The sequence below is a fragment of the Candidatus Poriferisodalis sp. genome (genome assembly GCF_965204125.1).
Lineage (GTDB): Bacteria > Actinomycetota > Acidimicrobiia > Acidimicrobiales > Poriferisodalaceae > Poriferisodalis.
Map to the genome: position 1 here is coordinate 2,456,145 of NZ_OZ241968.1, position 23,885 is coordinate 2,480,029.

Consider the following 23,885-nt stretch of genomic DNA (forward strand, 5'->3'; position numbering starts at 1 on the left):
TGGGGCTTGCCTGCACGCCGGCCGGGCTAGCCCCGCTGGTCGCCAAAGCGGACAGCCGCCTCCATCGAGTCGAAGCGGCGCAGCACCTCCGACTCCACAGCGCGCACTGCGGGGTCGTCGGGGCGCCGGGGCCGTGGCAGGTTGACGGGGATGTCGTCGAACACCACGCCGCCGGGGCGCAGCATCAGGATGCGGTCGGCGAGCTCCACCGCCTCGCCCACGTCGTGCGTCACGAACACGGCCGTCTTGCGGGTGTGCAGCCAGATGCGCTGCAGGTAGTCGCGCAGCGACCTGCCCGTCAGCGCGTCCATGTGGCTGAACGGCTCGTCCATCAGCAGCACGTCGGGGTTCACCAGGAACGCCCGCGCAATGCCCACACGCTGCTGCATGCCCGCGGACAGCTGGGCGGGATACAGGTGCGCGACATCGCTCAGCCCCACCATCGACAGGTAGAACTCGGCCTCGCGCTTGGACCGGTCCGACTTGCGGTTCTGCACGTACAGCATGTTGTCGAGCACGCTGCGCCACGGCAGCAGGCGCGGCTCCTGGAACACGTAGCCCACCTGTGCAGGCACGCCGTCTTGCACCACTCGCACTGCGCCGGCGGTGGGTTCCTCCACACCCGCCACGATGTTGAGCAGCGTCGTCTTGCCGCTGCCTGACGGGCCCAGCACCGCCACGAACACGTTGCCGGTCACCGACATGGTGACGCCGCCCAGCGCCTGCACCTGCTGGGGGTACGTGGGCGTGGGCGGGTACACCTTGGTGAGATTCTCGATCAGGATGGTGGCCATCTCGTCCTTCCTCCAACAGGGGTGTCGGGGATCGCTGGGGTGCGAGCTCTCATGTGCCCTCGCCTTCGGCGAAGGTCAGCGTCGGCTGCTGCTGCCAGCGGGCCGATCTGCGTTCGAGCCGCCGCAGGACCAGCCAGTCCAGCAGCGTGATGAACACGACGAACAGCAGGATCCATGCCACGAATCCCTCGAAGCGCAGCGACTCGTACCAGAACCTGGCACGCCACCCCACACCGGAGGTGGCGCCGAACCACTCCACGATCAGCAGGCTGTTCCAGCTCGTCATGAACGCGAGGCGCACCCCGCTCACCGCGCTGGGCATCGCTCCGCCCACGAGCAGGTGCGCGGCGCGGCGCATCCGCGGCACGCGGAATGCATCGGACATCAGGCTGAGGCCCGGGTCGAGCGCCCGGATGCCCGAACTCAGGTTGAACGCCATGAACGGCACCGCAGTCAGCACGACGGCCACGATGGGTGCGGTAGAACCGAAGCCGAACCACAGCGAGGCTGCGAACGCCCAGACCACCGAGGGCAGCACCAGCAGCACCAGCACGGTGTCGCTCAGCACCGAACGGAGCCGTCGCGACCCGCCGATGAGCAGGCCGACCACGGCGCCCAGCGGGATGCCGGCGGCGAGGCCGATGCCGTAGCGCTGCAAGCTCGTGCCCAGCGCCGGCCAGAACTCTCCGCGGAGCATGCCGCCGTGCGAGCCGCCGCCCAGCTCGACCCCGAGGAACGAGACCACCTCGTCGACGGCAGGCACCCGCCCGTTGACCGAGGTGAGGTACTGCCAGATGCCCAGCAAGATGGCAACCGCGAGCGCGTTGATGAACCACGGTCGCCGTGCCCAGTGCTTCGCACGGCCCGGTGCTTCGGACGCACGACCGGTGCCGGGTGCCATCGGGAGGTCGGTTGCGTAGCTCATTGCGCCGGTGCCGCGGTCGTGGCGGAGACATACGCTCCGCCGAATGCCCGTCGTTCGAGCTGGCGGAAGACGAGATTCTCGAAGATGAACATCAGGCCGATGAACAGCGCGGTCCATGCCAGCATCCCGCGCAGGTCGTAGCCCTCGAAGCTTCGTTTGATCTGGTAGCCCACGCCATCTGACGAAGCGAAGACCTCGGTGAGCAGGGTGATGCGCCACGCCAAGGCGAACGCCTGCCGTGAACCGCCGATCACCGCCAGCACCGACGACGGCAGCAGCACCCCGGTGATGATCTGCGCACGGGTGCGCGCGAACGACTCGCTCATCACGATGAGGCGCCGGTCGACCCCGGCAATCCCCTGGGCCACGCTGGTCATCAGGTACGGCGTGGCCACCAGCGCCGCGGTGAGGATGGGCCCCAGGCCCGAGACCCCGAACAGGATCAGCGCCAAGATCGCCAGCGCAACGGTGGGGATGCTGATGAAGAATCGCGTCAGGCTCCCCATGAGGTCGCGCCACCAAGCGCTGTAGGCGATCACGGTGCCCAGCACGATGCTGGCCGTCAGCGCCAGCACGCAGCCGGCGATGACCCGGAACAGGCTCGCCCACAGCGTCGAGCCGAACCCTGGGCCCGATGCCAACTGCCAAGCCTCAGAAGCCACGGTGTGCGGCGGCGGCAATTGCTGCGTGCCCAGCACGAACCGCGAGAGCGCGTACCAAACGCCGACGAACGCCAGCCATCCGACTACGACGCCCAAGCGCAGGCCCAATCGGCCCATGACAGAGCGGCGCATCTCGCGGGCTGAGAGATCGGTGACGGCATCGGGTGTGACCGGCGTGTCGATAGCCACGGCTCTTCGCCTCCTTCGGGGTGTTAGTGGTCGTGGTCGTCGCCGTGATGGCCGGCGACGCGGTTGGTGATGATCTGCGGCAGCGTCGCGTCCTGAGGAATCAGGCCACGTGCCTGAAGGTCAGTGACGGCCCCGACGTAGCTCCAGGAGTCCTCGCCGGCGAGGTACACCGTCGGCGCGATCCAGTTGTTCGCAGCCAGGTAGTGCGTCAACCAGTCGACGTGCTGCTGTGTCTGCACCGACAGCAGCTCGGGGTATGCGGCGACGATCTCGGGATAGTGGGCATGCCAGTGCTGCACGGCCGTCTCCCACAGCGCGAGGAAGTCGGCGACCGCTCCAGGATTGGCGCGGTACCACTCGCGCTCGGCGGCGAACACATCGCCCAGCATCCAGTGGTCCGGCATGCCGGTCATCTCGGCGTAGATCTGTGCCGCGGGCCTGCCGTCGTACAGGGGCCGGAGCATCTCGGTGCTGAGGCTCTCGATGCTCGCGTCCGGCAGGCAGATGCAGGCGTCGGCGTCGCCGCGCTCGACGGCGTCGGCGACGCCGGACGTGGTGAGCATGAACTGGAAGTCGTCGCCGCTGTCGCTGAAGTCGAGCGAGTGCGACTGCTCCACGATCAGCGACCACAGCAAGGTGGAGCCGAATTGGCTTTCCATCGCAATCTGGCCTTCGACCACGCCTGCGAGATCGTCGGCCCGCGATGTGCGTCTCGCAGCAGCGATCGAGCGGTCGCTGGCGTACTTGCCGAAGATGACGGGATCGCTGTCGAGGCCGTGGGCGAACACCGGCAGGTCGAACGCGTTGATGAGGATGACGTCGGCATCCCCGCTGATCAGCGCCGTGAACGGGCGGAACGGGTGGCTGACCTCGATGTGCAGTTCGTGCTCGGCCTCCCAGTCGGCAAGCGTCCCCGAGTCGACCAGCCACTGCCAGAGGGGATCAGGTGGGAGCGCGAGGCGGATCGTTGCGGAGTCGGCTGCTGCTGCCGGCGTGGTGCCGGGCGCTCCGGCTGCCGGCTGCTGGGTGCCGGCGCCGCCCCCGCATGCGGCACTCGACAACGACAGCACCGCCAGCATCACGGCGGCGCTGCGGAGCACCCGCCGACGCCTCGAGGCGGCACGCGGCGTCATCCGTCTGCCGCCGAGGAGGTCTCGCGCCAAGCGGTCACCGCACGCATGCATCCCCACGGGTTGAGCCCGCAATCGAAATCGGCTCGCAGCACGCGGAACCGTTGCGCGCCCGAATAGTCGCCGGGCCCGAAAGCCAATCGGATCTCGGTGCCGGCATCGGCTGGGGCCACCGCGAGCATCTCAGCCACGGCCCCCGGCGACGGCGCCCCGGAGACGCGCGACAGGGCGCTCATCACCACGTCGAGTGCATCGCAGGTTGCTATGAGCAGGATCCATGCGTCGGAGTAGGGACGGAAGTCGAACGCGTCCGCGCCCGGGGCGGATTGGCGCGTCGCGACGCAGCCGCGGTCGAGCGTGGTCGGTTCGTCGCCGACGGTCGGGCGGGAGCTGACGATGAAGAAGTTCTCCACCTGCGACATGGGCATGCCGGGCAATACCAGCGTGGGATTCTGGGCGTCGTTCGCGATCCAGCGCGGGTACCACTGGATTCGCTCGGCAGCCAGCATCAGGCGTCGAAGCTCGAACCACGGCGCGGCGGAGAAGACCGCACGCACGCCGCCGTCGCGCTGCTTTTGCGCTTCGTCCAAGTAGAACCGCTCGATGTCTGACAGCAGCCGGAGCTGATCGACATCGCTGATCTCAGCCAGCGCGGCCTGCGCTGCGAACTGCTCCGACGGCGTCAGGTTGCTTTCGAGCAGGCGCACGCTCCGCTCGAGAGGCAGCAAGCCGAGTTCGCCGAAGCTCGCCGGGATATGCGAGATGACGCCGGGAATGCTGCTCGGAGCTTCGGCGATTTCGGCGATTTCGGCGATTTCGGCGAAGTCGGCGCCGATGTTGTAGTCGTCGGCCGTGGCATCGGTGCCGACGGGCGGGCCGTAGAGCAGCCCGAGCTGGTCCCCTGCCGCAATGACGTCGAACTCCTGCGCCGTCACGATGCTGTGGCCCAGCAGGTGGCCTGACGTGCCGTCGTCGAGGAAGAGCCGGCCTCCGCTTTGCCGTTGCACCGTGGCGGGCACCGAGCTGTGCAGACCGAGCATGGGGATCTGAGCATCCGCGGCAACGCACTCGACGCCTCGCGCGTCGCCGAAGAGGCTGATCACCGCAACCGGCTCCGGATCGAGAGAGGTGATGGAGCGGCAGGCCTTCACCCACTGTGCGTCGGGATCGCTCCAATCCACGTTGTGCACGCTCGCCTGCACGCAGCGGCCGTGTATGCCGCCGGCTGCGTTCAACTCGGTGAGGTACGCGGAGATCATCCGCCAGGGGTTCTCGATGACGAGATCTCCGAAGCCGAACGCCTCGAAATTGGTGATGTCGGGGCCGACGTAGGAGATCTGCACCTTCCGGGGGAGACTGCACTTGGCGCCGTCGGTGACGAACGCCATTGGATCGCCGCCGGCCGCGACGATTCCCGACCCGGCTCGTGTCGCCGTGAAGGAGAACTCGGCCTCTGCGTCGGCATTGGAGGCCACTTCCAGCTCGTCGCCGGCCAGGCAGCCGCTCGCCGCGCTCGCCAGCACCAAGGCCATGGCGCATGCGGCCAATCGACGCATGCGCCGGGAGGCTCGACGAGGGCCTCGGCGCGGCACGGCTGTCATCGGAGTCCTGCCGGGTCGATGTCGCTCGGCGACGCCCCGCCGAGGGGGGCGAGCGTCTCCGACGGCACGGCCCGGGCGGCGGTCATGGTGATCGAGATCGGGTGCACGACTGCAGTGCCGGTGCCGTCGACGTGGATGCGCCAGGGCCACCGTGCGCTCACCGCAGATGTGGCGCCGACGAGCGAGAGCCGGGACCCGGCAGCGGTGGCGACTTGGCCGGCACGTTGGATGAGCAGATCGTTGCCGGGGCCGATCACCAGCACGTCGATCACGCCGTCGCCGGGCCCGTACGCGTTGGCGAGGAGGCTCTCGAGCTCGGGCGAGTCGTAGCTCGCTAAGCTCACGGCCTCCCAGCCGATCATCGACGCCGCGCTCTCGAGGCCCACGGCGGTGATGCGCATGTGGCCCGCCATCGGCGAGGAGCCCAGTGCGCCCACGATCGCACCGAGCAGGCCGACCGCCGCAGCGCCCGGCCCCGAGATGGCGAGACAGCCGAGCCGTTCGAGGTTGAGCAGCAGCGGGCCTTCGAAAGTGTTGCCCACCGGCACCAGTGCGGGGCACAGCGAGGGTCCCTGTCCGATGGCGCCGAGGTCTCGTGCGGTGACCCCCTGCGGCAGCTCGAGCACGTAGCCGCCCGACGCCGATCGCCAGCCCGGCGGTGTGGGGACCGGCCGGTCGAGCAGCACCTCGAAGCCGTAGGTGCCCGACCGCACCGCGAGCACGCTCGGCTCGGGGCGCTGCTGGCCCACCGTGACAGCACGCAGGTGCCGCATGGCGGCCTCGATCAGCTCGAGCGATTCGCTGCCGGCGGACTGCAGCAGCGACTGCTCGATGGCGTCGGGCGCCCCCGCGGCGCGCTGGCCCTGCCTCCGGCGGCGGGCGAGCTGCCACAGCAGCATCGCGTCGCCGACTGCGGTGCCGGCCAAGCTGCGGCCGACCGGGGAGGTCTGGGCTGCGGTGGTCAATCCTCCGGGAGTGGAGCTCGTCACCGATGGCATGAACTGGGGCGCTCGGGGCGCCTCGGTCTCTGGTGGCAGCGGGGGCGCCCCTGCTGTTCCGACGCTCGGCATTCCTGCGTACGGCGCCGACGGATCTGGGGGCGGGGGCAGCGGCGTCGGGTCGAGATGCGGGGGCGGCGCCGACGGATCGGCCGACCACTCATCGAACACGGGGGGCGGCTCGACCGGCTCGGGCTCTGCGGTCGTTTCTTCGATGTCGAGTTCGCCCTCGGCGACGGCCTGGGCGCCCTCTTCGATCGCCTCCTCGACGGCTTGAACGAGTCCAGCCAGTTCCGCTGTGTCGTGGACCGGCTGCGGTGCTTCGGCGTCGGGCTCGGCTTCGGCGTCGGCCACTGCTGGGTCTGCCGTTGCGACTTCCGGGGTTTGCTCTGGTTCGTCCTCGGCTGTAGCTTCGGCATCTGCGACGACTTCCGCCGTGGCTTCTGGGGCTTGCTCTGGGCCGACATCGGCCGTGTCCGCCGCTGCCTCGCTGACGAAATCGCTGTCGGCATCGCCATCGGCGCGGTCTACGTCGAGGTCGGCGGCATCAACGTGATCGTCGACGTCGGGCTCGTCTGCCGGCGTCTCAGCGGCGACCGGTTCGATCGTTGCAGCTTCTGTTTCGTCATCTGCTTCGGCGACCAGTTCGGCCTGTTCTGCTTCTGTCGTCTCGTCATCTGCTTCGGCGGCGGGCTCGGCCGCTGCTGGTTCTTCTGCCGTCGCTTCCGGCGCTCGCTCCAGGTCGACATCGGTCGCACCGGCCTCGGTCTCGGTGACAGCCGGCATCTCGAACGCGGCAGGCGGCACCGGCGGCGCCGCGGCTTCGGTCGGTGTCTCGTCTCCGGGCTGGTCGCTGCGGGCGGCGATCTCGGCGATGCCGGGCAGTTCGGCGCCAAGCGGCCGCTGCTCGCCCTCGGGCAGCGCTCCCTGGGTGAGGCCACGCCAGAACGGCACCACCTCCTCGGGCGCCGGCTCGCGGCCCCAGGCGGTGTAGAGGAACGTCTCGGCCAGCGTCCACAGGTACACGGGGTCGGGGCGTCCCCACGGCAGGGGATCGCCGGGAAGGGCGAGCGCAGCGCCCTCGGGCACCAGTTCGTCTGGGTCGAGATCGGCGATGCCGGGATACGCGGCGTTCAGCGCACGCAGTTCCGACCAGCGCTCCGGTGCATTGAGGAACTGTGCGGCGACGCTGCGCAGCGTGTCCTCGGTGCGGGCGATGTAGTAGCCCCGCACGGGCACCACCATCGGCGGCTCCTGCTGGGCCACCTCGCTCGACGGCGCGGTGGCCGGCAATGCGCTCGCATCTGGTGTGCCCTCATCGGGCGCGCTCTCGTCGTCGTGTTCGGGCGCCGCATCGCCCGGGGGAGCGTCATCTTCCGGGGTCGCGTCGTCGACGATGTCACCCGGTTCTGCGTCGTCCGGCGGGGGCTCCAGGGCATCTTCGCCCGTCTCCGCATCGCCCGATGGGGGCTCCAGGGCATCTTCGCCCGTCTCGCTGTCACCCGCTTCCGCGTCGCCTGCACCGGTGCCGTCGTGTGGCTCAGCGATGCCGTCGCCGGTCTCGTCGTCGTGTGCCGCTGTGTCGCCGGTGTCGTCGCCGTCGCCTGCGTCGTCGTGGGCCGCCGCTATGTCATCGCCTGCGGTGCCGTATGCGTCCGCGCTGCTTGCTTCATCTTCGGGTGCCGCGCCGGCGTCGAAGTCGATGAGCGGGCGGCCGTCGTCCTCGGCTGCTTCCGTGTCGTCCAAGCCGAATCCCGGCTCGGGATGGGGCGCGGGCGCTGCCGGCGGTGCCCACGGTGGCTGCACCTCCTGCGGCTGCGCAGCGCCTCCGGCCGCCGAATCGTCCAACGTGCTGGCCGCCGCGTCGTCGGCAGAGACATGATCGGCAGCGGACTGGTCGTCGGCAATCTCGTCACTGGCAGCGTCTTGATCGGCAGCGGGCTCGTCGCCGCCGGTTTCGTCGTCAGCAGCAGGCTCGTCGTCGTCAGCCGTGGCCGGTACAGGCTCGAAGGCGCTGCGCATCTCCTCGCCGAGCGGACCCGGGTCGGTGACCTGGCCGACCCGTTGGATGATGGGCACCGACGGCGGTACCCCGCTGGCCGCCGGGTCGGCCGGCAGCGGCGGCGCAAACACCGTGGCAGCTGTCTCGTCATCGGGCGGGGGTGTCGCCGGCGGGCTGTCACGGAAGGACTCGTCGAACAGCGGGCCCGACTGCCGGTACCACGGTTCAGAGGACTCGCCCTCGACAGCGCCGTCACCGGTTTCGGTGCGCGGCTCGGGGTCCGACAGCGGTCCCGGCGGCGCTGCCTCGCCGCGCTTGCGGCGTTCGGCTCGGCTGCTCGCGTCGGGCTCAGGCGCCGCCTTCGGACGGCGGCGGAACATTCGCGAGAAGAATCCACGTCGAGCCATAGCAGACCTGAGAATAATCATGATTATTCTTCAGCGCGTCCACTCGGGCCCAGTGCGCCGGATGGCGAGGCGGCGCGCTGCGGAGCGGCGGGCCGGGCGCTAGGCCGGCAAGGGGCATTCGGGCAGGTAACCGAATGCGATGGGCTCGCCGAACGGCCCCACGAGCTCGGCTTCTGCTGCGCCGGTCGCCACGATTCGCTGCTCATCACGGAACACCGCTAGCGCAGACCTGTTGCGGTAGGAGGTCTGCACCCAGACTTGGACGAGGTTGCCGACGCATTCCATGCGTCTGACCGTGGTGGGCGCGCCGTACAGCGGCGGTGTCCCGGCCATGCGGTTCTCGGCAGCTGCCTGCGCCTGCTCGAGGGTGCCGCCGGCTGCGACCGTGGCGGCCGCGACGCGTGCCGCCTCGTTGGCGTTATGCGCCGCGTGCTGGCGGGCGGTGATGAGCCGCGGCGCGTCATACGCGATGCCGCCGAACAGCAGCAGCGCCGAGGCGATCACCGCGATGAAGATCGAATAGTCGCCGCGCTCGTCATCGCTAGCACTCATGACCTGTGCCCGTGCGTGCCGCCGCGGGCGAGGTTCCACGGGATCACCCACCAGCCGGCGCGGCCGGCGCCCGTGTGTGCCGGTGCCGGTAGGGGTCGACGGTGGCCATGCCGACGGCGCTGCGCTCGACGTTGCCGCGCAGCGGCGAGAGTCCGCCGCCGACGCGTGCCGGCAGCTCGCACACCACGCGCACGATGACGGTGCCGCCCGCCGGCACGGGCGGGTCGCTGTCTGTCACCGTCGCTCGTACCTCCGCGCCGGCGACGTCGAAGAAGCTCACGTCCGTGCGGCCCGGGTCCGCGTCGTTGGCGCAGTCGAGGCGGCCGATGGGCAGGCCGCGTGTGTGAGCTTCGACGGTCTGCTCCGCAGTGTCGCGGGCGCCGGCCACGTTCACGCAGCACAGCGACGCGGCGTGCGCCGCCCGGTCGGCGACCGCCTGCAGGGCCTGCTCGGTGCGCGTGGCCGTGGTGATGGCGTGCAGCACCATGATCACCAGCATCAGGGCGGGAAACATGATCGCGACGCCGATGGCCGTGCCCGAGCCCGCCTCGTTCCGGTTCGGCACCTGCTCGTCGCTGCTCAGCACCAGCGCGCCGCGGTTCAGCACGCCGACGTGTCCCGGTTCGGGACCCGCCTCGTCGCGGTCCGGCACCCGCTCGTTGCCGTTCAGTGCCGGCGCGTCGCGGTTCGGCACCCGCTCGTCCTGGTTCAGCACGCCGACGCGTCCGCCGCGCTCGGCGTCGGGCTCGCCTCGACGCCGCTAGCTGGGTTCATCGGGTCGGCGAACAGGACCACCAGATCCAGCGGCCCGCACGCGTAGCCGACGATCTCGATCTGGCCGAAGACGGGCGAGAGCACCGCTCCGCGCGCGAGCACCTGCACGACGCCGGCTGCCTGGCCTACCTCGACATCGGGCGGCCCCGCCTGGCGCACCATGGCACCGGAGGAGTCCAAGGCTTGCAGGGTTGCGATGACGCCCTCGCACTCCTGCGGCGTATCGGGGCTGACGGTGCGCCCGCCGCGGGTGAAGTCGCCGCAGTCCTGACCTCCGACCGGTGCGGCCTGCGCTGCGGTCACGCCCCGGTCTGCGGCTGCCTGCACGGCCGTGCGGCCCACCGACATCAGCACCACGTGCAGCCCGATCAGGATGGTGAGCAGCACCCCGCCGAACAAGATCGCAACCGGAAACACCTCACCCCGCTCGTCCCCTCGCATCGCACTCGCATGCCGGCGGAACACCCGCGAGAAGAATCCACGTCGAGCCACAGCACACACAAGAATAATGACTACTGCGTTATCAGATGACAGCCGCCCGCCGAGCCCATCGAGGTGGCGAATATCTGACCGGACATGCGAGAGTCCCGGCTCCCGTCCTGGTCGACTTGACTTGCGGCAAGTCCTCGGACCGGCACTCCGGGACTGACGTGTTCCCACCTGAGTCGCACCGGGGGCATGTGCCATGTAGGCCACTCGGGTTCAGAGGTCAGCCACGCACCGCAGCCAGCCAGACGAGGCTGGGGGTCGGGGGGCTGCGGGGCGGCGGTCCATGGCGCCAGCCGCCGGTACGGACTCTCTTGCGTCGCGGGGCTGGCTGGCCCCGTCGGGTTCGGGGGGGGGGGGGGGGACCAGCAGGGTGCCATCACCGCCGCCGCCAGGGTGGCCCCGTCGGGTTCAGGGGGCGCGGGGTTGTCGTGGGCTTCGCCGGGAGGCGGGCGCGCGCTCGCGCTCAGATTCGTGGACGGTGGTCCAGGTGCCGTCGGGCTGGGGGACCATCTTGCAGCCGTGCTGGTGCAGGAAGTGGTGGTGCCGGTGGCACAGCAGCACGAGATTGTCCAAGTTGGTGGGCCCTCCGTCGAGCCAGTGCCAGATGTGGTGCGCATCGCAGCGTGACGGCGGTTCGTGGCAGCCGGGCCAGCGGCCGTGGCGGTCGCGTGCGACCAGCAGGCGACGCAGCCGCAGCGGCACCGTGCGGCGGCACCGGCCTGCGTCGGCCGACCCGCCCGACCCGCCCAGGATCATGGGGATGATCTCCGCATCGCACGCCAGACGCCGCACCACTTCGGGCGGCAGTTCGACGCCGGCGTCGGTGAGGCCCATCTCGTCGGTCTGGCCGCGCAGGGCATCGAGGCCGATCAGCACGCTGATCTGCGCCGGCGGCAGCCGCCGCCCGAACGTCAGGCCCTCGTCGTCGACCGCATTGGCCTCGGGAACGTCGTTGCCAGGCTGCTCGCATTCGGCCGTGGTTCGCTTGGCCGGGCCGTTGCCGGGCGTGGTGCGCCGGGATGGTGGCGGGTCGCCTGGCAGGTCGTCGCTGCGGGCGCGTGTGTGGAGGCGGTGGACGGCTGCGGCGTCCGCGTCGGTGTGGGTGAGGCCGGCCAGCGCGTAGGCCAGCACGTCGGCGTCTCGCTGGGCTGGGGTGCGCCGCCCGTTGCGGACCTGCTTGTCGTCGATCCAGTACTCGCGCCGCAGCGCCTCGAGCGCGGCTTCGACATGGGCGCCGGCGTCGGGGTCGAGCTTGGCCCACAGCCGCAGCATCCCCTCGTGATCCCGCCGCCACCCCGCACCACGGGCCTTGCGCTGACGCTCGAAACGCTCCATCGAGGTCTCCGCCGAATGCTCGGCCTCGGCGCGCTGTACTTGCCGGCAAGTGGCATCGGTGTCTTCGCCAGCCGCTCGATGTCGCCCAGCAGCCCCAACAGCTCGTGGCGCCCGAGCCCCGCCAGCGCCACAGCGCTCAGCCGAGGCAGCGACAGCGTGCCGGACCGGTCGGGGGTGGTCTGGACGGCGGGGTCGTGGTTGACGTGAACTTGGTGAGAGGGGCCGTGGCCGTCGGCGAAGAGCTCCGCGGGCGTATCTGCATCAGTGTCGGCGTCAGCCCCGAGAGCGACGGCGTCGTCACTGCGCCTCGTCCCGTCAGAGCCGTCTCTCAACACGAAGACAACCGCACGAAAGGCGTGTCACAGTCCCTATTGGCTCCGGTCAGCTGGCGCTGTGGTGGCGGAGTCGATTTCGAGGTGGGTCTCGATGCGGGCGAGCCGGTCGGCGTGTTCGAGCAGGATCGTGTGGACCTCGGCGAAGCGCTGGTTTGTGTCTGCGCGGAGGTTGCTGATCTCGCCGGACAAATCAGAGCGGAGGTTGCTGATCTCGCCGCGGAGTGTGCCGATCTCGCCGCGGAGTGTGCCGATCTCGCCGAACGCATCGGAGCGGAGTGTGCCGATCTCGCCGGACAAATCGGAGCGGAGTGTGCCGATCTCGCCGCGAAGTGTGCCGATGTCGCCGCGGAGGCCGTTGAGGCTGAAGAACAGCATGCCGAACATGCCGGCGACGATCGCGCCGACGATGGCAGTGGGGGTGGGGACGGCGAGCGGGTGTGCCGACCGTCGGGCCGCAGGCGCGTCGGTTGGTGGGTTGTCGGCTGCTGAGGCCGTCGTGCCCGGTGGTGTGGCTGGGGGATTGCCGGCCGCGGTCGGCTCGCCGGTCATGGTTGGAATGGTAGCCATGGCACCCCCACTGATGGACTCGCTCAAGGGTCGACTGGGTTGTCGCGCAAGCTAGAAGACGGCGGGCCTCAGCGGCGAACGATTTTGCGGTCGCCTGCGGCCCGCGACTGTTCGATCCCCACGAGGACATGTGTAACACCACATGACATAGTGCAATATCGGTGAATAGACACGTCATGTCGCATATAGCCTGCAGATCGTGTCCTCCAGCCGACCTGCGCGCGTCGGCCGGTGCAGGTGATGCGAGGACGGAGAAGCATCGGCAAGCCGGCAGGCGCGGGGCGTGCGCGACGCCGCTTCGGGCGGTGGGGTGCCGGGCTGGCAGTGCTGTGCCTAACCGCGGGGTTGGCGGTGCTCGGCGCGTTGCGCTGGGCGGGCAGCCCCGAGCCGGCGGGGCTCGTCGCAAACGGCGGTGCGGGTGCAGATGCGGGTGCGATGGTGCCGACACAGGCGGCGGGCGTGCGCGACGCACCGGATGCGCTGACGGTGGCAGCCGGCGACGGCTCGGGCGGTGTGACCAGCCGCGGGCTCGACGACGACGGGGGGCTCGACGGCGGATCGCTGACGGTGGAGGACGAGCCCGCGCCGGCGACCAGAGCCGAGGACGGGGTGCCGTTCACCTATTGGGACGGTGACGATCAGCGGACGGTGTGGCTGGAGGTGGCTCCGTCTGGTGCCGGTCGGAGCGAGGCCCGCGGCGGCGACGGCAAGATCCCCGAGGTCGACGCTGCGGCCGACAGTGGGCGCAAGCTGGTGTTCCGGTCGGAGTCGGGCGAGGAGATGGGGCTGCCGGGCGGGGTGATCCTGCTGCTCGAGGCGGACTGGTCGGCCGCCGAGGTGGCCGCGTTCTTGGCGGCCAACGACATCGCAGCGGATCGGGCGTCGGAACTGGGGTGGATCGACAACGGTCTGTTGATCGCCACCGAGCCGGGGCTGGTGTCGCTGACGCTGGCGAACTCGCTGGCGGGCCAGCCGGGCGTCGTGCTGTCGTCGCCGAACTGGGAGACCGAGGAAGCCAAGCAGTGACCCGGCGGCGTTCGCTGCGGCGGCTGGCCGCTGCGGCGTTGGCGGTGGCGTTGGCGGTGTCGGCGTTGAGCGCGGGGTCGGCGGGGGCGCAGTCGCTGCCGGGGTCGCCGTCGATCACGTCGGTGACGCCGGGCAGCGGCAAGGTGACGGTCGCGTGGGACGCGCCCTCCGGCACCGGCGTGACGGTGAGCTCCTATGACCTGCGCTGGATCGCGTCGGCCGCCACCGACAAGTCGGACGCGAACTGGACCGTGGTCGACAGCTTCTGGACCAGCGGGCAGCTCAGCGGCGACGTGAGCGGGCTGGACAACGGCGTCGGCTACGACTTCCAGATGCGGGCGACTGCCGCCGCGGGCGACGGCGCCTGGTCGGCGACCACGACGGGGGCGCCGCGTGACTCCGCGCCGGCGATCACCGCGATGTCGGTCGGCGAGCAGGCGTTCACCGTGGCATGGAGCGCACCGGCCGAGATCACCAGCACCGACACCGTGACCTACCGGGTGCGATGGATCCTCAGCTCAGCCACCGACAAGACCGACTCGCACTGGAGCAGCGCGACCGCGACGGCCGAGCCGGGCTGGCACGCGGTGCGGGGCCTGACCAACCTGTCCTCCTACGACGTGCAGGTGCAGGCGGTCTCCGACCACTCCAGCGCATGGTCGGCCACCTCGACAGTGACGCCCATGGACGCTCCCGACAGCCGCGGGGCCACCGGCCCGCAGATCGCGCTAGGAGCGCCCGCAGCGGGCTCGGTGGACTCGGCCGCCGACGAGGACTACTTCACGCTGGTGCTCACCGCCCCGGCGCTGCTGATGCTGCGAACCACCGGTGCCCTCGGCAACAGCATCTGCTGGCTGCGGGACAGCACCGGCGTCAAGGTGGCCGGCAACGACGACGGGGAGGTGCCCGGCGACGAGGAGCAGTGCCTGATCGTGTACCCGGCCGCTGCGGGCACCTATCAGGTCAGCGTCCGCGGTATTCGAGTCCCGAGCCCGCACACCGGCCAGTACCTGCTGCACGCGGTCGCGGCGACCGGGCCGGGAACCACCCGCGCGGCCGCGATGCCCCTCGCCAAGGGGCAGGTCGGCGCCGGCAACGTCTCGAGCCCATCGGACATCGACTGGATCTCGGTGACCGGCGGCGCGGCCGACGAGCACGTCACCGTCAGCTTCCGCCGTGGCGTCAGCCTCAGCGGGCACAACATCACTGCCACCCTCGTCGACGCCGCCGACAAGGTGCTGGCGCGCAGCATCGACTCCGCGTGCGAGGTCACCCCGATCCTCTTCGGTGCCGTCTGCCTGGCGCCGGGTTTCCAATTGGACTTCCTGCTGCCAGCGAACACCACCCGGTGGATCAAGCTGGTCGCGCTGCCGGGGCTGACCAACAATCACGGTCCCTATGCGGTCACGATGCAGGCCGATGCCGACTATGCGAGCTACCTGAGCCGCTGCGCGGCGGCGGCGCGCCCCGCAGCGTGGAGCGACGTGCTGTCGGGCTGCCAGTGGCACCTGAACAACACCGGCCAGGTCGGCGGCACCAGCGGGGAGGACGCGAATGTGCTCGCTGCCCACGCCGCCGGGTTCCTCGGCGCCGGGGTGACGGTGGCAGTGGTCGACGACGGCTTCAGCCCCGACCACGCCGACCTTGCCGGCAACGCCTCAGACACGCGGTCGCGCAGCTTCTGCCCGCGCGACCCGCTTGCGTTCAGCAGACACGCCGACCAGCACGGCATTGCCGTTGCCGGGATCGTGGCGGCGCGCGACAACACGATCGGCATGCGGGGCGTCGCGCCGCGGGCCCAGCTCTACAACGTCAGGCTGCTGGACTGCGAGGACAAAGCGACGTCGGTGCTGTCTGCCGGCCAGGCCATGGCCGAGAGCGCGTCGAGCATTGCCGTGTCGGTGAACTCCTGGGGCAAGCGCAGCATTGCCAACGCGAAGCCGGTGTCCGCCGTGTGGGAAAAGGCGGTGGAGCAGGGTCTGCGCAGCGGCTTCGCGGGCAAGGGCACCGTGTACGTGTTCGCAGGCGGCAACGGTGTCGCGAACGGCGACTGGTCTGCTCTGGACGAGTACGTCACCCATCACGGGACCATCCCGGTCTGCGCGGTGAACGCCGCGGGCCGCCAGAGCAGCTACTCCGAGCGCGGCCCGAATCTGTGGGTATGCGCCCCCTCCAGCGACAGCGTGGCGAGCGGCATGCCGCGGATCGCCACGCTCGCCCGCAACCATCGCTACTACGAGGAAGGGTTCGGGGGGACGAGCGCGGCGGCGCCGATCGTGGGCGGCGTGGCCGCGCTGGTGCGGGCGGAGAACACGGCGCTGACCTGGCGTGACGTGAAGCTGGTGCTGGCCGACTCGGCCCGCCGCAACCTGACGCAGGCTGCGAGCTGGCAGCAGGGCGCGCCCAAGTACAGCGACGACAGCAAGCGGTACTGGTTCAGCCACGCCTACGGCTTCGGGGTGGTCGACGCGCACGCCGCCGTGGTGCTGGGGAAGAACTGGAAGCTGCTGCCCCCCATGATCACCGCCACCCAGACCGGCACCCATCTGCTGATCCCCGACGACAGCACGTCGGTGACCGCGTCGGTGACCTTCGACGACGAGATCGAATTCGTCGAGTACGTCGAGATCGACACCAATTTCAACGTGGCCAGCTTCCGCCAGCTGCGGGTGGAGCTGGTCTCGCCGTCGGGCGCGGTGTCGCTGCTGTCGCCCGAGAACGCATCTGCAGCGCACCACGCGCTGAAGCAGGCGTTCCGCTTCGGGTCGTCGAGGCATCTGGGCGAGAGCGCAAAGGGCGACTGGACGCTGCGGATCAGCGACCGCGTCAGCGGCTCGTCCAGGGCGTTGCTGGTGGACTGGAGCGTGACCCTGTACGGCCACCGGCGCAAGCCCACCGCGCCGACGCTGACGTCTGCGGTCGACAAGCAGGGCTCGCTGACGGTGACGTGGCAGGCGCCTGCCCGGACGGGATCGTCTGCGCTGACCGGGTACGAGATCCGCCACATCTCCAGCTCGGCCACCGACCGGTCAGACTCGCAATGGACCACGGCCACCGTGCCGGGCGGCGCCTCTGCGCTCACCCACACGCTGACCGCCGCCCAACTGGCCAGCGCCGCAGTCGACGTGCAGGTGCGGGCGCGCAACAGCGACGCGGCGGGTCCGTGGTCGTCGACGCTGTCGGCGACCACCACGCCCAACCGCGACCCGTCCCTTGGCGCAACCAGCGCGACGCGCAGCATCGCCGAGAACACCGCAGCGGGCGTCTCCATCGGCGCCCCCGTCGCCGCGACCGACCCCGACGCGTCGCCGACCCTGACCTACTCGCTCGGCGGCACGCACGCCAGCAGCTTCACGATCGACACGTCCACCGGGCAGCTCAGCACCAACGCGGCGCTCGACTACGAAGCCCAGGCGGCGTACTCGCTGACCGTGTCAGTTTCCGACGGGTTGAACTGGAGAAGCCAGACCGACACCTCCGCCGACGACTCGGTCAACGTCACCGTGAGCGTCACCGACGCCAACGAAACCGAGACGTTGACGGTGATCGGCATACTGAGCTCCGGGGAGGTGCTGCTCGCCGATCTCGACAGCGGCGACTGCACCGGTTCGGGCAGGTGCCCCGGCCAATACGTGTGGCAGACCTCCACTGACGGGAGCACTTGGTCCTCAGTGCACGTGACCCCAGCGGCCGTGCTCACCCTCGACACGGCCCACGAATGCCGCGAGGTGCGCGTGAGCGTCCGCTACACCGACGCCCACGGCTCGCACCAGCTGCTGGCAACAGCAGGCAGCCCGGGCGAAAAGGTGCTGCCCGCCACCGGCGACTGCACCGTCCAGAGGCAACAGCCACCACCGGGAGGAAACAACCCGCCACCCGGAGGAAACAACCCGCCACCCGGAGGAAACAACCCGCCACCGGGAGGAAACAACCCGCCACCGGGAGGAAACAACCCGCCACCGCCCGGTGGAGGCGGCGGCGGAGGTGCAGGCGGCGGCGGTGCGGATGACAGCCGCGGGGAGGCTGTGCGGCTGTGGGGCGCGGACCGGTACGCGACCTCGCTGGAGGTCGCCCGCCAAGTCGCCGAGCTGAACGACGGCAAGCTCGACACGGCCGTGGTGGCCGGCGGCCACAGCTGGACCGACGCACTCGTCGCAGGACCCCTCGCCGGCGCACTCGACGCCGCCCTGCTGCTCACCGCCCCCGGCGGCCTCCCAGACGACACCGTCGCATGGCTCGCCGAGCTCGGCGTCAGCGAGATCATCGCCGTCGGCGACACCGACACCATCACCCCCGACGCCCTCAACGCGCTTAACCACCTCGACCCCGACATCGAGCGCATCACCGCAGACAACCCCTACGCTGCATCGATCGCGGTCGCGCGTCGCGTCGGCCAGCCCGCCACGCTCGGGCCGCTTTTGGGACGCACCGTGATCGTCGCCTCAGGCCGGGTCTTCGCCGACGCGCTAGCCGCCGGCCCGCTCGCCGCCTACGGCCCCCACCCCATCGCGTACGCCGACGAAGGCACCCTGCACCCCCAGGTCGCCGCGTATCTCGCCGAGCACGCCGACCACGTCATCATCATGGGCGGCACCGCCGCAGTCACCGACGACATCGAGACCCAGATACGGGCCATCCCCCAAGCCAACCGCACCGGCGAACGGCCGATGGCTGTCACACGCCTCGGCGGCGCCGACCGCTACGCAACTGCCGTCGCGTTCGCACGCTGGCTCAACACCCCCGTCCTGGAAGGGCGCCACTGCTTCACGCCCGACACCGTCGGGCTCGCCACCGGCATCAAACCAGCCGACGCGGCAGCCTCAGCACCCTTGCTGGCACGACGCTGCTCACCGCTGCTGCTCACCCAACCAGACCGCATCCCGACCATCACCGCCAGCTACCTGCGCCGCACCAGCGAGCTGATCGTGTTCGGCGGCACCAAAGCCATCAACCGCACCGCCCTGCGCGACTGGGACCAATAGGCACCCCGCCGGCGGGCCTGTCAGACGCGGGACTGTCAGAAAGTTTGTGTATCGGGCGTGATCTGAGGGGCCGCAGCTTGGGGCTGTGGGCTGGGAAGGATCATGTCTGTGACTGATCATGACATGCCGGCTGTGCCGGCAAGCGCCTGAGCAAGGGGATCAGGGGGATGCGGGGTGGGGGTGAGCGGCTTCGAGGCGTGTGAGCTGCTCGGTGTGGTGGGCGAGCTGTGCGCTGTGTTGTGTGAGCAGTTCGGTGTGGTGTGCGAGCTGTGCGCTGTGTTGTGTGAGCAGTTCGGTGTGGTGTGCGAGCTGCTCACTGTGCTGTGTGAGCAGTTCGGTGTGGTGTGCTTGGACGGTTTCGAGGCGTGCGAGCCGATCGGTGTGATCGCGGGCCACCATGTTGAATTCGTCCCTGAAGTCCTGCAGCTCTGCCCGCAGGCCGGCATCACCGGCGGCGATCTCTGTTCGCAGGCTCTCTTCGACGGCGGCGATCTCTGTGCGCAGGCTCTCTTCGACGGCGGCGATCTCTGTACGCAGGCTGGCGCCGAGCGTTGTGATGTCGCCGCGCAGCGAGAAGTAGCCGGCTGTGGCGGCTGCGATGAGGGCGCCGGCCAGGGTGACCAGCAGCGACGTCTGCCATGGGGGGCGGGTGGGCAGGATGCGGGCGCGCAGCAGGTCGGCGAGCCGGTCGAGTGATGCGTCGTCGAGCACGACCGGTGCGGTCGGCTGGGGAACGGCGGCGGCTCCGGCGTCCATGTGTTCAACGATAGCCGTCATGGTTCCCCCCGCCTCGCTCATGGTGCGTCATGGGGCAAACACAAACGAAAGCACACGAAACATCAGCAGAATATTTGTGGCGTTGGCGCACGGACGAACAGCGGGCAGGTGAATCCGGGCGGGGACCGGCTGGGGCTGGCTGCGTGGCGGTGCGGCCCGCCGGTGGTGCGGCTCGAGCAGCGGTCACGCCCCGGTCTGCGGCTGCCTGTGCGGCCGTGCGGCCCGTCGGCATCAGCCCGTCGGCATCAGCACCGGGTGCAGCCCGGTCGGGATGGCGAGCAGCCTGCCTGCGGGATCGCAACCGGAAACGTCTCGCTCCGCTGGTCGGGCCGCACGGCTGGTGTCGCCCGGCCGGCGGCGGCCTGAGGCGTCAGCCGATCGCAGCGGCCATAGCGCGAACCGGCGCTCGCCCGCAGTGGACTGCTGCAACCCCGGCCCGCCGTGATTCAGCCACGGCCCACGCGCCGCTGAAACGGTCTGTCGATCCTGGCGTCTGCCGAGCAATCCGCCGTCGGCCGGGGGAGCCAATCACCGACCCGGGGAATCGCCCGTCGAAGCCCGTGACTGGGGCCTCCGCTCTTGACGGCTTGCCGCCGATGCTGTGGCCCGTCAGCGGTGCGGCCTGAGCTGCGGTCACGCCTCGATCTGCGGCTGCTTGCACGGCCGTGCGGCCCACCGACATCGGCACCACGTGCAGCCCGGTCAGGATGGCGAGCAGCCTGCCGGCAGGATCGCAACCGGAAACGTCTCGCTCCGCTGGTCCCCGTGCGGACTGCCGACATCAGCACTATGTGCAGCCCGATCAGGATGGCGAGCGGCCTGCCTGCAAGATCGCAACCGGAAACACCTCACCCCGCTCGTCCGAGCAAGCCGAACGAGCGGGGTGAGACTGCACAGCGACGCGGATCCCTACAGGTTCTCGCTGTCGCAGCTGAGGTAGCTCCTAGATATTCCCCGGACTAAAGAAGATGCGTCTAGAAGGTCACAGTGCATGTGGTGGTACTGCCCGATGAGGCCCAAACACCGCGATCCCCATCCGCGTTCCGAAGATTCCGACACGCACTCGATGAGACCTCACCCGTGAATACACAGCTCGTGAATGGAGGACCACCATTTCCGACACCGTCTACTCCGTTGAGCGTCTGAGCGGCGCAGTTATCGGCGGTGATGCCGATTCCGATGTCTTGGGCTTCGAGATCACCGATGACATCCGAGCCTCGGGTCAACAGGACGGCAGAGACGCCGCCTGCGATGACCAGCATGACCACGATCACTATGACGGTCTGGAGGGCGATGCCTCGGTTGTCGGCGACTGCGGGCGACCAACTTCGGCGTGATGCCAGCCATGCCGCTCCGAGCGCTGCTGGTACTGCGATTGCCAGTGCGATTGACTCTGTCATCGTTCCCACTCCCTGATGAGATCGACGCGACGCCCACGGCATGGCCGCCGACGGTGCGTCTCACGTTCCTTCAGGTCACAAGAATAACCACGATTCTTCCATGCGGTTTCCAACGCCCGGCGCGACGCCGCTGCCAGCAGGCTTTTGCGACCGCTGCCGGCCTTGCCCAGCGCGCGTCACGCCTCGGCACCCGGCGGCCGGTCGCCCGGCAGCGGATCGGCCGGCGGCGTCTCGAGCTTGGCCGTCTGCCATCGCCACTCCTCCAGGAGACGCACACGTCGCTGCACGTCGTCCAACGACGGGCCGTCGCTCTTCGTCGCAGCCACGATCTTCACGGCCACCCGCGTGGCGGTGCGCATGGCGACCCAGACACCGACGATGCCCCCGACCACGCCTACTGCGCCGGCGGCCAGCGCCACAATGCTCACAGCGTCCATCGATCGTGCTCCTTCCGGCGCCGATTCACTCCTGCTGCATATTGGCCCGCGTGCGGGGTGCGTTGGGGATGCACCGCCGCTTCGGCGTCTTTGCACCTGAGGCGCGCCGACGCTGCTCGGCCGGGGGCTGCTAGCTGCTGCGCTTGTTGATGTCGGCCACGGTGTCGATCAGCGTTGCGGTCTCGACCCTGACCGCCCCGACCCTGACCTTGACCAATCGCAGCTCTTCGTCGACCTGATCGAAGCGCCCGTCGACTTGGTCGAAGCGCTCGTCGACTTGGTCGAAGCGCTCGTCGACTTGGTCGAAGCGCTCGTTCATCTCCCCGCGGAGCCCGACGACGTCGTCTTTGACGCCGCTGAGGTCTTGTTTGACGCCGGACATGTCGTCCTTGAGCCCGGTGATGTCGTCTTTGACGCCGGACATGTCGTCCTTGAGCCCGGTGATGTCGTCTTTGACGCCGGCCATGTCCTGGGCGAGCCCGGTGACGTTGTCCTTGAGGCCCGAGACATCGTCGCGGAGCCCCACGAGCTGTGAAACCTCGTCGCGGATGCCGATGACGATGTCGCGCATGTCGTCGGAACTGTCCATCTGCTCCATGCGTCAATAGTACCGAGACGTGGTCTCGGCGTAAAGCGAATTTCGTTGCCTTTCGGCCCGCAGGGCGATTGCCTGCTGCGACCGGGCGTCAGAAGCCGGTGGGGATGGCGTCTGAGTTCAAGATGCCGGCCAGCGGCGGGTAGCCCATGAGCACCATGAACGCCCCGCCGATGAGCGCCAGCGGGGCGCCCATCTTCTCGCTGGCAGACGCGGCCTCGGCATCGGCCTCGGCCAGCGACTTCGACCGTGCCGCGTCGACCTGGCTGAGGATGGCCTGGCGCGCGCCCGCGCCGGTGGTGCCCGCCAGCTCCAGCGACGCGATGAACGGATCGAGGAATCGCAGCCGTCGTGATTCGGCCAGCCGTCGCAGGCCGTTCCACGGCGGCTCGCCGCGCGCGGACGCCTCTGCCAGCGCGTCGCGCAGCGCCGTGAACGCCGGCTGGTTGGAGCATCGTGCAGCAGCGTTCAGCGCCGCATGCTCATCGGCCCCGGCGGTCACGAGCTGCGCCACCAGCTCGAGCCACGCCTCCGACGACTGCTTGAAGCGTTCGCGCTCCTGCTCTGCCTGGGTCTTCATCATCGAGTCGGGCAGCCACCACCCTCCCAGGGCGCCGGCGGCAGCGCAGGCCACCACCAGCATCGGCGGGACGGACACGCCCAACACCACCGGGAACAGCATCATCACCACGGCAACCAACACGGCGCCCACGACCAAGCCGCCCAGCTTGATCAGTGCGTGCACCTCGAGCGTGCGCTCGACCATCGCAGCGTCCTGGCTGAGCTGCTGCTTGCGCACCAGGTCGCGCTCGACGCGGCGTGCCGCCCGGTGCATGGCTGCACGCGTGCCCGTTCCCGACACGCCCATGCCCGGCACAGCGGAAGCTTGCGGCCGCCGGCGCAGGCCCAGGACGATGAGCGCGATGCCGACTCCGGTCGTGGCGGCCATCGCTACCGCCTGCGTGATCATGAGGCCGATCCCCTCGCCGGGGCAGCGTCGGCTGCCTCGTCGCCGACCGCTGCCAGCCCGGCCACCGCTTGTTCGAGCTCGCGCTGGTCGAGCAGCCGCACGGGGACTCCCGACGCAGACAGCTTGAGCACCCACAGGATGTTGCCGAAGATCATCGCCGCCACCGCCAGCAGGACGATCTGGCCGACCACGGTGCCGAACGGGTCGAAGAAGGCCCGGTTGAACGCGAACATCAGCACCACCGAGGCCACCGTGATGCCGGTGATCGACACCACCTGCGTCCAGGTGCGGGCATTGGCCACCTCGTTGCGCCGGCGCATCTCCACCTCGTTGCGCATCGAGCGCGACACGCTCTCGAACGCCTCGCTGATGCGAGCGCCCGAATCCCAGGCGATGTTCATGCCGAGCACCAGGCGGTCGGCGTAGGGCGACTTCATGCGGGCGGCGAACCAGTCGAGCGCAGGGGCGAGACCCACCGTGCCGGCCAGCGTCGCGAGCTGCGTGACATGGCGCCGGAGCAAGGGCGGCGAGCTGGGCGCCGACAGCGTGACTGCCTCGAACAGCGACCCGCTGGCAGCGACGAGGTCGCGGATCTGCTCGGTCCACTGCGAGTAGGCCTCGATCTCGACGGCCACGGCCCGGCGCTGGCGGGGGACGGCGAACATCTTCGGTGCGATCAGCCCGGCGCCGGCGCCGACCACCGCCCCGACCGGCCAGCCGGTGGCGTACCAGCAGCCGAAGGCCAGCACCGCCGCCAGGCATGCGCCGAGCAGCAGATCGGTGTCGACACCCGACCCGCGTGCCCGGAGGTTCTTGGCGCGGAACTGCCGCAAGCGCGGCCGCGACACGCGGGCAGGCATCTCGCGCAGCCCGATGAACACGGTGGTCGCGCCCAAGCCGGCGAGCGCGCCGAGCACGACCGAGGCGAACGGCTGCAC

The 23,885-nt window shown here is 69.9% G+C and carries 18 protein-coding genes; 2 read left to right on the top strand and 16 right to left on the bottom strand.

Annotated elements, in window-relative coordinates; genetic code table 11:
• Positions 1 to 26: 26 nt before the first annotated feature.
• The 11 genes from ACOGXD_RS11470 to ACOGXD_RS11520 all read right to left on the bottom strand — a co-directional run bounded on the left by ACOGXD_RS11470 (position 27) and on the right by ACOGXD_RS11520 (position 12,742).
• On the bottom strand, positions 27 to 794 hold the full coding sequence (locus tag ACOGXD_RS11470; protein ID WP_419915180.1) for an ABC transporter ATP-binding protein: 768 nt from the start codon (positions 792 to 794) through the stop codon (positions 27 to 29).
• Positions 795 to 843: 49 nt separating this feature from the next.
• Positions 844 to 1,719, bottom strand: a complete 876-nt coding sequence (locus ACOGXD_RS11475) for an ABC transporter permease (RefSeq protein WP_419915181.1) — start codon at positions 1,717 to 1,719, stop codon at positions 844 to 846.
• Positions 1,716 to 2,570 (bottom strand): ABC transporter permease, encoded by an 855-nt coding sequence (locus tag ACOGXD_RS11480; protein WP_419915182.1) that lies wholly within the window; start codon positions 2,568 to 2,570, stop codon positions 1,716 to 1,718. The genes ACOGXD_RS11475 and ACOGXD_RS11480 overlap by 4 nt, the downstream gene beginning before the upstream one ends.
• A 23-nt stretch (positions 2,571 to 2,593) precedes the next feature.
• Complete coding sequence (locus ACOGXD_RS11485; protein WP_419915183.1) at positions 2,594 to 3,670, bottom strand: hypothetical protein; 1,077 nt, start codon at positions 3,668 to 3,670, stop codon at positions 2,594 to 2,596.
• A 29-nt stretch (positions 3,671 to 3,699) separates the two neighbouring features.
• Positions 3,700 to 5,256, bottom strand: coding sequence for a hypothetical protein (locus ACOGXD_RS11490; RefSeq protein WP_419915184.1), 1,557 nt, complete (start codon positions 5,254 to 5,256; stop codon positions 3,700 to 3,702).
• 41 nt (positions 5,257 to 5,297) lie between these two features.
• Positions 5,298 to 8,708 (bottom strand): hypothetical protein, encoded by a 3,411-nt coding sequence (locus ACOGXD_RS11495; protein WP_419915185.1) that lies wholly within the window; start codon positions 8,706 to 8,708, stop codon positions 5,298 to 5,300.
• 99 nt (positions 8,709 to 8,807) lie between these two features.
• Positions 8,808 to 9,260 (bottom strand): hypothetical protein, encoded by a 453-nt coding sequence (locus ACOGXD_RS11500; protein WP_419915186.1) that lies wholly within the window; start codon positions 9,258 to 9,260, stop codon positions 8,808 to 8,810.
• Positions 9,261 to 9,303: 43 nt separating this feature from the next.
• Complete coding sequence (locus tag ACOGXD_RS11505; RefSeq protein ID WP_419915187.1) at positions 9,304 to 9,975, bottom strand: pilus assembly protein TadG-related protein; 672 nt, start codon at positions 9,973 to 9,975, stop codon at positions 9,304 to 9,306.
• Positions 9,969 to 10,526 (bottom strand): hypothetical protein, encoded by a 558-nt coding sequence (locus ACOGXD_RS11510; protein WP_419915188.1) that lies wholly within the window; start codon positions 10,524 to 10,526, stop codon positions 9,969 to 9,971. Before ACOGXD_RS11510 ends, ACOGXD_RS11505 begins: the two co-directional genes overlap by 7 nt.
• A gap of 405 nt (positions 10,527 to 10,931) precedes the next feature.
• Positions 10,932 to 11,858, bottom strand: a complete 927-nt coding sequence (locus ACOGXD_RS11515; protein ID WP_419915189.1) for an HNH endonuclease signature motif containing protein — start codon at positions 11,856 to 11,858, stop codon at positions 10,932 to 10,934.
• Positions 11,859 to 12,226: 368 nt separating this feature from the next.
• Positions 12,227 to 12,742, bottom strand: coding sequence for a hypothetical protein (locus ACOGXD_RS11520; protein ID WP_419915190.1), 516 nt, complete (start codon positions 12,740 to 12,742; stop codon positions 12,227 to 12,229).
• A 258-nt stretch (positions 12,743 to 13,000) separates the two neighbouring features.
• Between ACOGXD_RS11520 and ACOGXD_RS11525 the strand changes: the two genes are divergently transcribed.
• Entirely contained in the window at positions 13,001 to 13,786 is a 786-nt protein-coding gene (locus ACOGXD_RS11525; RefSeq protein ID WP_419915191.1) for a hypothetical protein, read from the top strand.
• A complete protein-coding gene (locus ACOGXD_RS11530) occupies positions 13,783 to 18,768 on the top strand; it encodes a cell wall-binding repeat-containing protein (RefSeq protein ID WP_419915192.1) in 4,986 nt (1,661 codons plus the stop codon). The genes ACOGXD_RS11525 and ACOGXD_RS11530 overlap by 4 nt, the downstream gene beginning before the upstream one ends.
• Positions 18,769 to 18,927: 159 nt before the next feature.
• On the opposite strand, the gene ACOGXD_RS11535 is transcribed toward ACOGXD_RS11530, so the two are convergent.
• The 5 genes from ACOGXD_RS11535 to ACOGXD_RS11555 all read right to left on the bottom strand — a co-directional run bounded on the left by ACOGXD_RS11535 (position 18,928) and on the right by ACOGXD_RS11555 (position 23,885).
• Positions 18,928 to 19,524: a hypothetical protein gene (locus ACOGXD_RS11535; RefSeq protein ID WP_419915193.1), complete on the bottom strand. Its 597-nt coding sequence runs from the start codon at positions 19,522 to 19,524 to the stop codon at positions 18,928 to 18,930.
• A 1,597-nt stretch (positions 19,525 to 21,121) separates the two neighbouring features.
• A complete protein-coding gene (locus tag ACOGXD_RS11540) occupies positions 21,122 to 21,382 on the bottom strand; it encodes a hypothetical protein (protein WP_419915194.1) in 261 nt (86 codons plus the stop codon).
• Positions 21,383 to 21,512: 130 nt separating this feature from the next.
• On the bottom strand, positions 21,513 to 21,980 hold the full coding sequence (locus tag ACOGXD_RS11545) for a hypothetical protein (RefSeq protein WP_419915195.1): 468 nt from the start codon (positions 21,978 to 21,980) through the stop codon (positions 21,513 to 21,515).
• An 88-nt stretch (positions 21,981 to 22,068) separates the two neighbouring features.
• Complete coding sequence (locus ACOGXD_RS11550) at positions 22,069 to 22,947, bottom strand: type II secretion system F family protein (protein ID WP_419915196.1); 879 nt, start codon at positions 22,945 to 22,947, stop codon at positions 22,069 to 22,071.
• On the bottom strand, positions 22,944 to 23,885 hold the full coding sequence (locus ACOGXD_RS11555; protein ID WP_419915197.1) for a type II secretion system F family protein: 942 nt from the start codon (positions 23,883 to 23,885) through the stop codon (positions 22,944 to 22,946). Before ACOGXD_RS11555 ends, ACOGXD_RS11550 begins: the two co-directional genes overlap by 4 nt.